The sequence below is a fragment of the Arthrobacter sp. LAPM80 genome (assembly GCF_046736435.1).
Lineage (GTDB): Bacteria > Actinomycetota > Actinomycetes > Actinomycetales > Micrococcaceae > Specibacter.
On sequence record NZ_JBCHVD010000008.1, the window covers coordinates 132,792 to 145,931 of the forward strand.

Here is a 13,140-nt window from a genome sequence, read left to right on the forward strand (position 1 = left end):
CCTACGGGGCCTACCTAGGCTTCGAAGGCTGCGAGCGCGAGCAGCCAGTGTGCTTCCCGGCGGCCCGCCCCGTCGCGGGCGCCTGCCTACAGAAGGGGGAGCTGCTTGGGGGACATTGAGCCGGCCGGCAATGACCGTCAGCGAGGTAGTAGATGAGCCGCGCCGAACACAGGCAGCGACAGCAGTGCCAGGCCCAACGGTCAGGCGGGGTTATCGAGCACAGTCTTCTGGGGGCGCCCTGCAGTTTGGGGGCCTCATCGGCGTCCAGCATGGACCCCGACACCGGCCGCCACGGGGCAGCTGGGTCTCCCTGAGCTGGGCAACGGTCAAGCGCTGGCCCCGCAGGAGCGCTTCAGGGCGCGGGCACGTTCAGCCCAGGCGTCGGCCACACCAAGAAACGTGCGGCCTGGGCGGAGGCGATACTGGCGCTCCGCCATGGCCTTTAGCATGGCCGGCCTGGTCTTGGCGCTTGAGCAGTTGATCTCACCGAGCAGCACGATGTTCGCATGCACGGGGCCCAGCCGTGTGACGGGGCTGCCCTTGGCGGCGTCGTAGATCTGGGTGCCCACAATGTCCTTTGGCAGCAGGTCCGGGGCGCACTGGGGAGAACTTCCCATGAACACCTGTTGGCCGCGGCGGGCTCGGGCTACAGTATGGAACATGAACCAGTTGCCAGCCGCGTATGCAGAATATCTTGAGGGCAAGAGCGAGGGCTTTGTTGCCGCCGTCCTGCCCGTCCTGCTGCAGTCAGTCGCCGAAAAAACGCACGGCGTCCATGTTTTGAACAGCCCGCACCTGGTCCAGGCGCACACCGACGACACGATCCCCTTTGGCGAGATCCGCGAAGGCATCGACTGACCCACCGGTGGGTTTTACGCCTTGGCGTCCAGGAGCAGTAGGGCTGCGTTCGGGTTGAAGGTTTTTTCCATGACAAGGCAGGCGGCCCCGAAGGCTTCCCCGCCTGAATCCACGATGGTGCCGGCCACGTCCACCGAATGCACGCCGGTGGTGACGCTGAGTTGTTCCAGCAGTGGCGGGATCAGGACCAGGTGGGTGGGCGCCAGTGCCGGCCAGAACGGTCCGCCGAACACCACACGCTCGACGTCGAGCAGGTTTGTCAGCACCGAAACGGCGCTGGCGAGCCGTTGCGCCGAGCGTGCCAAAATGTCGACGGCGGACCGATTGCCCTCCGCTGCTGCCTGCGCCAGGGAGGCCATGTCATCGAGCAGGGCCGTTTCCGCCTGCGGGTCCGCTGCGGGCAGGATGCCTGCCTCCCGGGCCTGAGCCACGAGTGTTTCGGGCATGCACGTGACCTTGATGCACCCCCGACGGCCGCAGTCGCACAGGGGACCGTCGGTGTCGGCGATGATGTGACCGATTTCCCCGACGTTGCCCGAGGAACCGCGCACCACCTCGTCGTTGAGGACCAGCCCGGCACCAATTCCAGTGCCGATGTAGACAAACACGAAGTCCCGGGCGCTGTCGGAGGAGCCCGCCCACACCTCGGCCACGGCCGAAGCCGTCACGTCCTTGTCGACAACCACCGGCAGGCCCGTGGCTTCGTGCAGGATCTCCCGCAGCGGAACCCGTGTCCAGCCCGGCATGTGGGGCGGGTCCACCACCGTGCCGCTGGCGGCATCTATCGGTCCGGGAGTGGCCACCCCAACACCGGCAATCCTGTTCTCGTCAACGCCTGATTCTGCAATGATCAGGCGGATCCTAGCGCCCATGGCAGCCACGACGTCGGCGGGGTTGCCGGCCAGGTTGGTTGGTTCATCCACCGACACCAAAACGGTGCCGACGGCGTCAAGCAGGGCATAGCTTGTCAGTGCCGGGTCAATGTGGACGCCGATCGCGTACAGGCCGCGCGGGCTCAGGCGCAGGATGGTCCTTGGCTTTCCGGGACCGGATGTTTCCTTGCCGGCTTCCATGATGAGCCCGGAGTCAAGGAGCCTGCGGCAGATGTTGGACACTGTCTGGGCGGCCAGGCCTGCCGAGGCGGCCAGCTCCACGCGGCTCAGTCCCTCTTCGGCGCGGCGGATGGAATCCAGAATCACGGCCTGGTTGTAATCGCCCATCTTGGGCAGATTCGTGCCGCGACGGCGCTGCGGCAACCCGGCCTCGGAAACTCCCAAAATCTTCTCCTTGACACTTCAATGGCACTTCAACGGGGCGAGTTCCCCAATCCCCCAGCAGTCACAGTACCCCGGTCAGGGCCACGTGCGTGCGCGCCACGGCGGGAGGGCCTCCTACGTCCCCGGCCTGGTTGTCACTGAGACAGTGAACTTGCTGTTGCGCCCCATAATCTCGGTCGGGCCCACCAATTTTTCAAGTGACGGCTTGTACTGCAGGTGGCGGTTGTACACGCACCACAGTTCCCCGCCAGGTGCCAGGACACGGGCTGCCGCGGCAAAGAGCTTTAGGGCGATGCCCGCGTGGACGGTTGCACCAACGTGGAAGGGCGGGTTCAGCACAATCAGATCGGCCGATCCGGCCGGGAATCCTGCCAGGGCATCGTCGCGCACGGCATCGATGCGGGCCTCGAGGCCGTTGGCCCGGGCGGTCGCCGTTGTGGAGGCCACGGCCGCGGCCGACTGGTCGGTTGCGGTGACATGAAGCCCTGGCCGGGCCTTGGCGAGCGCCGCGGCGATGGTTCCGTTCCCGCAACCCAGGTCGATCGCCTCGACGGCATCGGTACGCATCTGCGGAATGAAGTCGAGCAGGAACCTGGTGCCGACATCAATTTTCGTCCCGCCAAAGGTTGCCCCGTGAGCACACAGCCACAGCCCGGGCCCGTCATGGAATTCCTTCCGGGGAAAGCTCGACGCCGAAGGTTCCCGCAGCGGTTTCGAAGCCTTCAGGGGGCGGGACTTGCGCCACGCCCGGCCTGCGGAAACATCGGAGAAGTGCTGTTGCAGCACGGCGTTCATGGCCAGGGTCATGTGCTTGATGCGGGCTCCGGCAATGACCTGCACGTCGGGTGAGGCGTGGGCCCTGATGAGCTCGGCGACTTCCGCCAATTCCTCCAGGCCGCGCGGCAGCTGCCACAGCACGACGGTTGCGCCGTCGAACAACGCGCCCTCCAACGGCAGTGAGGAGTAGGCGTCGTTCAGGCCGGCACGCTGGGCATTGGCGTGCAGTGCGAGTTCCCCTGACAGCCCGTCCTGGTGGACCCGCAGGCCGCCGAGGCCGTGGATTCTGGCGGCGGCCACGGTCAGCGCACCGTACCTGTCCCCAACAATGGCGACCTTGCCATCACCTGCTCCCGCCAGCGCCGCTGCCGCCTCGGCAAGAATCAGCTCATCGGTGGCGTCGTGGGCAAAAAGATTCGCCGCTTCGATGTCGGGATATCTACGCAGGGTGCCAAAATCAAAGTCAATGCCGTCACTGCTTGCAGGGCTGTCGCCACTGTCACTGTTGCTGTTTTGCTCCACCGGGCAACTCTACAGGGGTGGATTTCACCAAGGCCCGGCACCGCCCGCGCGCGTGCCAAACATCACAGGGCCCTGGCTGGGGGCGGCCCCGGTTCCGAAAGGTTTCGGGGTCAGCTGATCTCGAGTGCAGCGACGTACAGCCATTGCCTGCCCTGACGTACAAAGCTGCTCGTCTCCGTCAGGGCATCACGCAGCTTGCGGTTCGCGGCCGACCGGTAGTGGGCACGGAAGCTGACGATACCCTCCGTGTCGAAGACCCCGCCGTCCTTTGTACCGAGTATTTCCAGCATGAACCACTGCTGGTCGGGGTCCAGTTCAAGTGCGCCGGGTCGCGTTTCGGGATGCCAGGTGGCCAGAAGGTAGGCCGCATCGCCGAGTGCAAACGCCGTGAAGCGCGAACGCATCAGGGCCTCGGCCGTCGGCGGAAAGGCCGTGCGTTTCCCGTCAATGGACTGCAGGTATCTGGAGCAGCATGCCTCGTACGTTTCGCCGCTGTGGCAGGGACATCTCATGGGTTTGGCTTTCCGTGGGTCGGCATGGTTTGTGCGTGGAACCACTCGATGTGTTCCTTCAACGCCCGGGCCGCGCCAACGCCGTCGTGCGCCAGGACCGCCGCCACGATCCCTTCGTGCTGGCGGCGCAGTGATGGCACCATCTGCGCCCATTTGGTCTCGCTGTCAATGGCGGCACTGACGTAGCCCTGGATGGCCGACCGCAGCGACTCCATCATCGCCGTCACGACGGCGTTGCCCGCCAGGGAGCTGAGCAGCACGTGGAAGGCGGCGTCGAGGACGTGGAATTCCTCGCGTCCCAGAGAAGGGGTGTTCATGGCCTCGAGCAGCTTGCGCAGCTGCGTCTCCTGCGCCGCATCGTGGGGGCGGGCTGCGGCTTCCACTGCGGCCCAGGTCTCCATCATGATGCGGGTCTGGACAATGTCGGAGACCGGAAAGTGGTTGGTGGCCATGTGCAGCCTCAGGGTTGAGGCCAGCCCTGCACTGGGGTTTGCGATCACCACCGCCCCCGACTGCGGCCCCGACCCAACGCCCGTGCGTACCACGCCCATGGCGTCCAGCACACGGATGGCATCACGCACCGAGGCCCGGGAGATCCCGTGCTCCAGTGCCAGCGCGCGTTCGCCGGGCAGCTGCTCCCCCACCTTGATCCGCCCGTCCCGCAGGTCGGCTTCGATGCTTTTCAGGACGGCGTCATAGCTGCGGGTTGGCGGGGCGGGGTGGCTGTGGGGGTGCGCCTCTGGGATGGGCGCGGAATCTGGCGTGGACACGTAGACTATTCTCCCATGCGGCGGTCGGCGGCAAAATGAAAGAAACCCTGCACCGCGATCATGCGGTGCAGGGTTTCTTTCATCTCTTGGTGGAGCTGAGGGGACTCGAACCCCTGACCCCCTGCATGCCATGCAGGTGCGCTACCAGCTGCGCCACAGCCCCAAAAGGTAAAACCTCTATTTAGTTATAACACTCCGGCTTGTTTCCAGCCCTGCGTGTTTGGTGGAGCTGAGGGGACTCGAACCCCTGACCCCCTGCATGCCATGCAGGTGCGCTACCAGCTGCGCCACAGCCCCAAACACTGTATTTCCTGTTCCTTTTCCCCTGACCTTTCGGTCCCGGCTGAAGCAACCTGTCTATCCTAGAACGACTATTGCCCTAGTGCCAAATCGAGTGGCTGCGCGCTTCAATCTTCCACCGGCTCAGCCAAATCTTCCGGCGCCTCATAGGGTTCAGGGAGCGTGCCAACATTGTGTTCAAGCAGCCGCCACGCGCCTTCGCCTGTCCCGCGCGCAGCGGAGCCGGAGGCCTCAACCACGGACCAGTGGCAGTTGGAGAGTCCCGAAAGTGTGCGCCACAGCTCTTCGGGCAGGCCCAGCAGCTTGGCCAGGGCCACGCGCGTTGCGCCGCCGTGGGTTGCCACCACCAGGGTGCCGCCGTCGGGCAGCTGGTCGACGCCTTCCAAGATAGCGTCAACCATGCGCTGGGCCACTTCAACGCGTGTCTCTCCCCCGCCGGCCCGGATGCCCGGCTCGTCGCGCTGCCACCTTTGGATCTGCTCGGGGTAGGAGGAGATGATCTCATCGAAGGTCATGCCCTCCCATTCCCCTCCGAACGTCTCGCGCAGGCGGGAATCAACCGTCACGTCGGTGCCTGTCAGGGCCGCCAGCGCCTTGGCCGTTGAAAAGGCGCGGGCCAGGTCGGAGGAAACAATTTGGAGGGGAACTTCACCGATGGCCCCTGAGACGAGTTTGCCAGCCAGAAGTGCTGCTGCGTGGCTGGCTTGGGACTCACCCACCGAATCCAAGGGAATATCGCTCTGCCCCTGGAAACGGCGCGCCGCATTCCAGGACGTGCGTCCATGGCGCCAAAAAATAACCCGCCGGCGTGGGCCGGCGGGCTGCAAAACTGAGCGCTCGGGTGCAATGGAAGCCATTAAATGACCTTATCCGATCCTGAGCCCCTTGTGAGGGGGTTAGTTTTCGATGGTTGATTCTTCGGGGGCTGCCTCTTCCGGGGCTCCCTCGGTTGACTTTGCCGACGGGTCTGATTCCGCCAACTGCAGGTCAATGACGGGGCAGTCGCCGTAGAGGCGTTCGAGCGCATAGAACACGCGGTCCTCTTCGTGCTGTACGTGCACGACGATGTCTGCGTAGTCAAGGAGTACCCAGCGGCCGCCTGAACGGCCTTCGCGGCGTACGGGACGCAGCTCGAACTTGTGCAGTTCGTCCTCGATGCCGTCCACGATGGCGTTGACCTGGCGCTCGGTGGCTGCCGAGGCGATGAAGAAGATGTCTGTGATGGCCAAGCGTTCGCTGACGTCGATGGCTGTCACGTTCAATGCCAGCTTGTCCGAGGCCGCGCGGGCCGCTGCCCGTGCGATTTCGATGGACTGATCTGTTGCTGTCACTACTGTTTCCTTTGGTTGGTGTAAATCTAGCGTGCGAGGTTGGTGAGGATCACGATGGCGCTGACAACTAGTGCGGCACCGCCAACGATGATGCTTCCCCACTGTATGAGCAGGTTGCGCTGGGTGCGTCGGAGCCCGGCAGTCATGGCGTCTAGCGGTTCAAGGCCGTGGGCGTAGTCTGCGGGCATCGGCGGCATCTGGGAGCGTTGCACTTCAACCGGCTCGGTGGAGGGGCGAAGCATTGGGTGCCCGCCGGTCGCCATGGCCTCGGCCTGCAAGAGCGTGCTGCTGCGCCCTCCGGTCAGCGTGCGATTACCCGGGCCGGGGCGGTGCACGGCACGTGATGCCAGTGCGGCGTCAAACCGTTCGGCGCTGACGCTGGGCACCGTTGCCCGTGGCTCGTCCTGTGAAGCGGGGCTGCCGCCATGGGATTGCCCCGATGCTGCCTGGGTGGACGGCGGCCTGGCGGGAGGTGTGCGCTTGGTTGCCGGACGCTTCGACGTTCCGCTGCCGGTTGCCTTGGCCACGATGGGTACGTGGGTTGTGGTCGGCTGGCGGAGCACCGGACGGCTGGCCCCGGGAACCTCGATGAAGTCGAGCGGTGTGACCATGGCCAGGTTGTTTGTTGCCGTGGGGTCCGCGGCGGGGCGCCGGTTTTTGGCGCTTTCCTGTGCGAGCCTTTCACGGGCCTGGGCACGTTCGGCCAAAATCGCGGCACGTTCGCTCTCGGCCCGCTGGGCGGCGAGATCGCGGAGTTCCTCGGTGGTGGGTGCTACCACGGCCGGCGGCGGACCTGCCGACACCGGGTAGTAGGCGCCACCCGGGACCAACCCTGGCAGCGGCGGATAAACGGCGGCTGTCGCCTCCTTGGCCCCGGGTTCTTCAGCTGCGGCGTCCTGCACGGCTTCCGCGGGCGCATCGGCAGCTGCCGCATCAATCCCGTCCCTGACAGCCGGCGCCGATGAAGGCTTCTGCCTTGCGCCGTTCGGCGCGGCGCCGGAAGGTGCCGCGGTGACTGCTGCAGAACGTCGGGCGCCGCGGGTGCGTGGGGCCGGCGCCGGTGTCGTTGCCGGCACCTGATCCTTTGGTGCGCCCAGGGTGGCTTCGATGGATTGCCCGGCTTCGGCGCGGGCTGACACCTGCGGCGACGGCTGGGTCCTTGGCGCGTTCAACGGCGGGACGGGTGTGGCTGAAACGACGGGGTTGACGGCTGTGATGGGCGCGCGTTCGGCGTCGATCTGAGCCTGGCGCAGGGCGCGGCGCGACGGCAGCGGGCTCATTCCCGCAGGATCTATGAGCTCCTTGTAGGCGCGCAGGGCCGCCCTGTCGCGGGCCCTGGTCTGGGACTCCCGCTCGCCCTTGGGCGCCCCCGGCTCGGAGCGCGGGGCTATTGCGGGTGCGGGCGCGGCCGATTCGGCGTCGGGCGCTTCGGGTTCAACGGGTCCCGGCACGGCAGCTGCCTTCGGGGCAGGACGAACAGGCACCGGCGGGGTTCCCGCGGCGCCTACTGCTTGTGCCGATTTCTCACGCAGTTGCCTGCGGCTGAGAATCGGCTCCGTTTCCTTGCTCATCACTTACTCATTCGGTTCTCGAGGTCACCGGCAACAGGCCTGCACTGGCATCCGTGCCGGGCTGAACGTAAAGCCCATACTTGGCAATATATTGCACCACACCGTCAGGAACCAGATACCAGACGGGATTGTGCTCGGCAACACGCTTCCTGCAATCGGAGGAGGAGATCGCCATGGCGGGCACCTCCAACAAACTGACGTCGGTGCGGCCCCTGTCATCAAGGACATGCCCGGGGCGGGTGACGCCCACAAAATGGGCCAGGTCCCACAGCTCGTCGTTGTCTTTCCACGACATGATCTGGGACATCGCGTCCGCACCGGTGATGAAGAACAGGTCAGCATCCGGACGCATGGTGCGCAAATCCCGCAAGGTGTCAATGGTGAATGTGGGGCCAGGACGGTCAATGTCAACCCGGCTGACGGTGAACTGGGGGTTCGCCGCCGTGGCGATGACTGTCATCAGGTAGCGGTGTTCGGCCGCACTGACCTGGCTTTTGGCTTTCTGCCAGGGCTGGCCCGTGGGCACAAAAACGACTTCATCAAGCTTGAAAACACTCGCAACCTCACTGGCTGCGACAAGGTGACCATGGTGGATTGGATCAAACGTGCCACCCATGACTCCAACGCGGAGACGGTTCCGGGCGCCTTCAAACGAAGGCACCCGGAGTTTGCCCTTAGTGATTGGAGGACGCCGAATCGTCGCCGTGCATGTGCTTATTCGTGTGCTGGCGGTGGGGGTCATCAGTTGCGCTGACAGCCGAGTGGCGGTTACCCAGGTTCATGAACGACACAGTGACAACCATCAGCAGCAGCAGGGCTGCAAGCATGGAGCCACCAATCACAAACGGGGGCGCGATCAACGGCGCAAGCTCTTCGTGTTCCTGTGCGGCAGCCAGTACGACGCCGGCAAGCTGGGTCAGCATTATTTCTCCCCTTGGGTACGTGGCCGGGCGGCAGTAACACCACAACCGGTCCGGTTATTGCTTGAATTCCTTCTAATGGTACGTGCATTCGGCGCGCGCCGACACACCGACCCGCTGCCGGGACGGCACGGCGTCAGCCGCGGACCTGACCTTCGCCCTGCACAATCCACTTGGTGGTTGTCAGCTCCGTCAGGCCCATGGGCCCGCGGGCATGCAGTTTTTGGGTTGAGATTCCCACTTCCGCACCGAGGCCCAGCTCCCCGCCGTCGGTGAAGCGTGTGCTCGCATTCACAATGACGGCGGCGGAATCAATCTCTGCGATGAACTTTTCCGCGTTGCCGAGGTCGTTGGTCAAGATGGCCTCGGTGTGGCCGGTGCTCCAGGTGCGGATGTGCTTGATGGCTTCATCCATGGAGTCGACCATCTTCACCGCCAGGTCAAGGTCCATGTACTCAGTGGCCCAATCCTCATCGGTGGCCGCCGTCGCGGTGACGCCTGCGGGCAGGACCGCCTGGATGCGCTCGTCGACATGCAGGCGGACCCCTGCCTTCGTGAGCGCCGTCAGCACGGCAGGGAGCACGGTGGAGTCCTTGTGCACAAGGAGCGTTTCGACCGTGTTGCAGACGCTGGGTCGCTGGGTCTTGGCGTTCAAGAGGATCTCGACGCTCATTTTCTCCTTGGCGCTGGCGTCAATGAAGATGTGGACGTTGCCCTCGCCGGTTTCAATGACGGGCACTTTCGAGTTTTGCACGACTGTCTGGATGAGGTCGCGGCCACCACGGGGAATCAGCACGTCAACGGCGCCACGGGCGGCCATGATGAGGTTGGCGCCCTCGCGGCCAAACTGGTCAACCGACTGCACGGCATCGGCGGGCAACCCGACGCCTTCCAGCGCGTCACGCAGGATGGCAAGCAGGGCCACGTTGGTGTTGGCTGCGGCGGTTCCACCGCGCAGGATGACGGCGTTGCCGCTCTTGAGCGCCAGACCGGCAATGTCAACGGTGACGTTGGGGCGTGCTTCGTAGATTGCAGCAACAACGCCCATGGGGACATTGATCTGTCGCATGCGCAGTCCGTTGGGTAGCGTCTGTCCGCGCACAACGTTGCCGACAGGGTCCGGCAGGGTGGCGAGGTTCTCCAGCGCATCGGCCAGTCCCTGGACCCGCGGGCCTGTCAGCGTGAGCCTGTCAAGCATGGGTGCGGAGCTGCCGTTGTCCCGGCCGGCCGCTACATCCTTGGCGTTGGCGGCAAGGATGGCGCCCTGATTATCAAGGAGTGCCTTGGCGATGGCGCGCAGACCCTTGTCCTTGAAGGCACGGTTGGCCCCGGCCATGCGCCGCGCAGCCCTGCGGGCACGGTCGGTGATGGCCCGAACTTCGGCGGCAATATTTTGTTCAACAATCTGCTCGGTCATGCCCCAAGTCTAAGGCACCGCCGCGGCCTGTGCAGTGCCGTGCGGGTGCCTTGGGTCATTTGCCGGCGGGGTTGGCGTTCAGGAGCACGAGGTCATCGACGTGGACAACTTCGCGTTCAAACTCCCGGCCCAGGTCCTTTGCCAGTTCCTTCGTGGAGCGTCCCAGCATCTGCGGAAGATCCGAGTGGCGGTAGTTGACAAGCCCATGGGCGAAAACGTTGCCGTGCGCATCACTGATTTCGACGGCGTCGCCTGCGTCAAAGTCGCCGGTGACGGCGGTGATTCCGGCTGGAAGCAGTGATTTGTGGCGTTCGCTGACGGCCCGCATGGCACCGTCGTCGAGCACTAGGCGTCCACGAATGTCGGCCAGGTGGGCCAGCCACAGCATCCGAACAGGACGCTTGTTTCCGTTGATGCCGAACCAGGTGCCCACGTCCTCCCCCGCCAAAGCTTCTGCAGCCTGTGCCGTGGAGGTCACGAGCGCCGGAATGCCCGTTTCGGCGGCAATCATTGCGGCCTGGACCTTCGTTGCCATGCCGCCGGTGCCCACCCCTGCCTTGCCGGCACTGCCAATGACGATGCCTTCAAGGTCCTCGGGCGAGTCGACCTGGCTGATGCGGGTGGCCCCTTCCGACGGCGGACCGTCGTACAAGGAGTCGACGTCGGAAAGCAGCACCAAGGCGTCGGCCTTCACAAGGTGTGCAACGAGGGCAGCGAGCCTGTCATTGTCGCCAAAGCGGATCTCGTGCGTAGCCACCGTGTCATTTTCATTGACGATGGGCACCACCCCGAGGTGCAGCAGGCGCTCAAGGGCGCGGTGTGCGTTGACATATTGGTGGCGCCGGGTCAGATCCTCCGCCGTCAACAGGACCTGCGATGCAGTGACCCCGTGGGCCGTGAACGCCCGGTTGTACTGCGCCATCAGCAAGCCCTGCCCCACACTGGCGGCCGCCTGCTGGGTTGCCAGGTCCTTGGGCCGCCGGGACAGGCCCAGGGGCATCAGCCCGGCCGATATGGCGCCTGAGGAAACAAGAATGATTTCCGTTCCCGCCAGGCGCCTTTGCGCCAGCACGTCGACAAGGGCGGTGAGCGCCTCCGCGGAAATGCCGCCGGCAACCGAGGTCAGGGACGAGGAACCAACCTTGACCACAATGCGGGCCGCGGTGGCGATCCCGCGTCGTGATTCAAGCGGACTTGCCGTGCCCTGTTCGCTGACTCCCTTTAGCTCGGTGCTCATTGGCCCTGCGCTGCACCTGTCTGATCGGATGCGCCTTCGGCTGCAAGGTCCTCGGCGATGCTGTGGGCCTTGGCCGTGGTCCGGTTGTCACTGAGCTCTGTCCAGATGCCGGCCTTGCGCTCGGATTCCAGCTCGGCGCGCGCGGCAGCCTTTGCATCGCGGCGGTCCTGCTGCTCCTGGCGCTTTTGCGAACGCGTGGGGCGGCTCTCCAAATCGAGCAGGCGCAGGTCGGTGCCGCGGGGTGCGGCGAGGTGCTCGGCACCACCCATCATGGTGGGCTCCCAATCGAAGATCATGCCGTGCTCGCCGCCGATGACCACGGTGTCTCCCGGTGTGGCACCGAGACGGAAAAGTTCCTTCTCGACGCCGGCCTTCGCCAACCGGTCTGCCAGATAGCCGATTGCTTCCTCGTTTTGGAAATCGGTCTGCTCAACCCAACGCTCGGGCTTCTCTCCGCGGACACGGAACAGGGGCTCGAGGTTGCGCTCTTCCCTGACAATGGTGAACGAGGTCGCGTTGATGGCACGCGGGCGCAGCACCACGGGTGCAACCTTGACGGGGGTGTCCAGGACTGCCTGGCGTGCGGCGGAAACAATCTCGGCCATGGCATAGCCGAGGGCCTTCAGGCCTTCGTGGCTTGCGGCGGATACTTCAAAGACTCGGTAGCCGCGTGACTCCAGGTCTGCCTTGACGAACCCGGCCATGTCGCGGCCGTCGGGGGAATCCACCTTGTTCAGCGCAACCAGGCGGGGCCGGGCGTTCAGGGGAACCACGTCGCCGTCGGTTCCCGCAAAGCTCATGTCGACGTCGTACCGGTCCAGTTCGCGCTCAATGATGGCCAGGTCACTGATGGGGTCGCGGTCCGCTTCGAGCGCGGCGCAGTCAAGGACGTGCACAATGGCCGCGCAACGCTCCACGTGGCGCAAGAAGTTGTGGCCCAGGCCCTTGCCTTCGCTGGCGCCCTCAATGAGGCCGGGGACATCGGCCATGGTGAAGCGAACGTCGCCGGCCTGGACCACGCCCAGGTTGGGGATCAAGGTGGTGAAGGGGTAGTCGGCAATCTTGGGCCGGGCAGCTGACATGGCGGCGATGAGGCTGGACTTGCCGGCGGACGGGAAACCCACCAGGGCAATGTCTGCAATGGACTTCAGTTCAAGGACAATGTCGGCCTCTGAGCCTGCGATGCCCAACAGGGCGAAGCCCGGGGCTTTGCGCTTGAGCGAAGAAAGGGCGTGGTTGCCGAGCCCGCCGAGGCCACCCGCGGCAGCGACGTATTCCGTGCCGATGCCCACGAGGTCGGCCAGGACGTTGCCGTCCTTGTCCTTGATGACCGTGCCATCGGGAACTTCAAGGATCAGCGAATTGCCGTCCTTGCCGTCGCGCCAGTCACCCATGCCGGGCTGGCCGTTGCCGCCGCGGCGGTGGGGTGCATGGTGGAAGTCAAGCAAGGTGGTGGTCTGGTCGCTGACACGGAAGGTGACACTGCCGCCGTCGCCGCCCTTGCCGCCGTCGGGGCCGCCCAACGGCTTGAATTTTTCACTGTGCACGGAGACGCAGCCATGGCCGCCAGTCCCGCCGGATACATGCAATACAACCCGGTCAACAAAGCTGGCCAATGAAATCTCCTTGAATAGAACTTGCCTTGCGC

At 65.0% G+C, this 13,140-nt stretch carries 12 protein-coding genes, 2 tRNA genes and 2 pseudogenes; 1 reads left to right on the forward strand and 15 read right to left on the reverse strand.

What is annotated here, in order from left to right; genetic code table 11:
• Window positions 1-422: 422 nt before the first annotated feature.
• Window positions 423-602, reverse strand: a pseudogene (locus AAGW05_RS10375) (AAA family ATPase); the annotation flags it as partial.
• Between the two features lie 58 nt (window positions 603-660).
• Between AAGW05_RS10375 and AAGW05_RS10380 the strand changes: the two are divergent.
• The gene (locus tag AAGW05_RS10380) at window positions 661-858 is read left to right on the forward strand and encodes a hypothetical protein (RefSeq protein ID WP_411804442.1); all 198 of its coding nucleotides are present in this window, start codon (window positions 661-663) and stop codon (window positions 856-858) included.
• A 14-nt stretch (window positions 859-872) separates the two neighbouring features.
• Here AAGW05_RS10380 and AAGW05_RS10385 read toward each other — a convergent pair whose 3' ends face one another.
• From AAGW05_RS10385 to obgE, 14 genes and pseudogenes are all read right to left on the reverse strand, one after another.
• Window positions 873-2,078 carry an ROK family protein gene (locus AAGW05_RS10385; RefSeq protein ID WP_411804494.1) on the reverse strand — a complete coding sequence of 402 codons (1,206 nt, stop codon included), beginning with the start codon at window positions 2,076-2,078 and terminating at the stop codon, window positions 873-875.
• Between the two features lie 171 nt (window positions 2,079-2,249).
• Complete coding sequence (locus tag AAGW05_RS10390; protein WP_411804443.1) at window positions 2,250-3,434, reverse strand: class I SAM-dependent methyltransferase; 1,185 nt, start codon at window positions 3,432-3,434, stop codon at window positions 2,250-2,252.
• A 110-nt stretch (window positions 3,435-3,544) separates the two neighbouring features.
• The gene (locus AAGW05_RS10395) at window positions 3,545-3,946 is read right to left on the reverse strand and encodes a YchJ family protein (RefSeq protein WP_411804444.1); all 402 of its coding nucleotides are present in this window, start codon (window positions 3,944-3,946) and stop codon (window positions 3,545-3,547) included.
• Window positions 3,943-4,716 (reverse strand): FadR/GntR family transcriptional regulator, encoded by a 774-nt coding sequence (locus AAGW05_RS10400; RefSeq protein ID WP_411804445.1) that lies wholly within the window; start codon window positions 4,714-4,716, stop codon window positions 3,943-3,945. The genes AAGW05_RS10395 and AAGW05_RS10400 overlap by 4 nt, the downstream gene beginning before the upstream one ends.
• A gap of 87 nt (window positions 4,717-4,803) precedes the next feature.
• Window positions 4,804-4,879: transfer RNA gene (locus AAGW05_RS10405), tRNA-Ala, on the reverse strand.
• A gap of 58 nt (window positions 4,880-4,937) precedes the next feature.
• Window positions 4,938-5,013 (reverse strand) — tRNA-Ala (locus tag AAGW05_RS10410).
• A gap of 110 nt (window positions 5,014-5,123) precedes the next feature.
• Window positions 5,124-5,873 (reverse strand): histidine phosphatase family protein, encoded by a 750-nt coding sequence (locus tag AAGW05_RS10415; RefSeq protein ID WP_411804446.1) that lies wholly within the window; start codon window positions 5,871-5,873, stop codon window positions 5,124-5,126.
• Window positions 5,874-5,912: 39 nt separating this feature from the next.
• Complete coding sequence (gene rsfS / locus AAGW05_RS10420; protein ID WP_411804447.1) at window positions 5,913-6,347, reverse strand: ribosome silencing factor; 435 nt, start codon at window positions 6,345-6,347, stop codon at window positions 5,913-5,915.
• Between the two features lie 26 nt (window positions 6,348-6,373).
• Window positions 6,374-7,918 carry a hypothetical protein gene (locus AAGW05_RS10425; protein ID WP_411804448.1) on the reverse strand — a complete coding sequence of 515 codons (1,545 nt, stop codon included), beginning with the start codon at window positions 7,916-7,918 and terminating at the stop codon, window positions 6,374-6,376.
• Between the two features lie 7 nt (window positions 7,919-7,925).
• Window positions 7,926-8,579, reverse strand: a complete 654-nt coding sequence (gene nadD / locus AAGW05_RS10430) for a nicotinate-nucleotide adenylyltransferase (RefSeq protein WP_411804449.1) — start codon at window positions 8,577-8,579, stop codon at window positions 7,926-7,928.
• Between the two features lie 13 nt (window positions 8,580-8,592).
• On the reverse strand, window positions 8,593-8,841 hold the full coding sequence (locus AAGW05_RS10435; RefSeq protein WP_411804450.1) for a hypothetical protein: 249 nt from the start codon (window positions 8,839-8,841) through the stop codon (window positions 8,593-8,595).
• Between the two features lie 133 nt (window positions 8,842-8,974).
• Entirely contained in the window at window positions 8,975-10,255 is a 1,281-nt protein-coding gene (locus tag AAGW05_RS10440; RefSeq protein ID WP_411804451.1) for a glutamate-5-semialdehyde dehydrogenase, read from the reverse strand.
• Window positions 10,256-10,310: 55 nt separating this feature from the next.
• On the reverse strand, window positions 10,311-11,492 hold the full coding sequence (proB, locus tag AAGW05_RS10445; RefSeq protein WP_411804452.1) for a glutamate 5-kinase: 1,182 nt from the start codon (window positions 11,490-11,492) through the stop codon (window positions 10,311-10,313).
• Window positions 11,493-11,731: 239 nt separating this feature from the next.
• A pseudogene (obgE, locus tag AAGW05_RS10450) lies at window positions 11,732-13,108 on the reverse strand (GTPase ObgE); the annotation flags it as partial.
• Window positions 13,109-13,140: the final 32 nt, after the last annotated feature.

Coding starts and splice junctions, on each gene's coding strand:
- AAGW05_RS10380 (WP_411804442.1), top strand. CDS start 661: ATGAACCAGTTGCCAGCCGCGTATGCAGAATATCTTGAGGGCAAGAGC.
- AAGW05_RS10385 (WP_411804494.1), bottom strand. CDS start 2,078: ATGGGCGATTACAACCAGGCCGTGATTCTGGATTCCATCCGCCGCGCC.
- AAGW05_RS10395 (WP_411804444.1), bottom strand. CDS start 3,946: ATGAGATGTCCCTGCCACAGCGGCGAAACGTACGAGGCATGCTGCTCC.
- AAGW05_RS10415 (WP_411804446.1), bottom strand. CDS start 5,873: ATGGCTTCCATTGCACCCGAGCGCTCAGTTTTGCAGCCCGCCGGCCCA.
- AAGW05_RS10425 (WP_411804448.1), bottom strand. CDS start 7,918: ATGAGCAAGGAAACGGAGCCGATTCTCAGCCGCAGGCAACTGCGTGAG.
- AAGW05_RS10435 (WP_411804450.1), bottom strand. CDS start 8,841: ATGCTGACCCAGCTTGCCGGCGTCGTACTGGCTGCCGCACAGGAACAC.
- AAGW05_RS10440 (WP_411804451.1), bottom strand. CDS start 10,255: ATGACCGAGCAGATTGTTGAACAAAATATTGCCGCCGAAGTTCGGGCC.
- proB (WP_411804452.1), bottom strand. CDS start 11,492: ATGAGCACCGAGCTAAAGGGAGTCAGCGAACAGGGCACGGCAAGTCCG.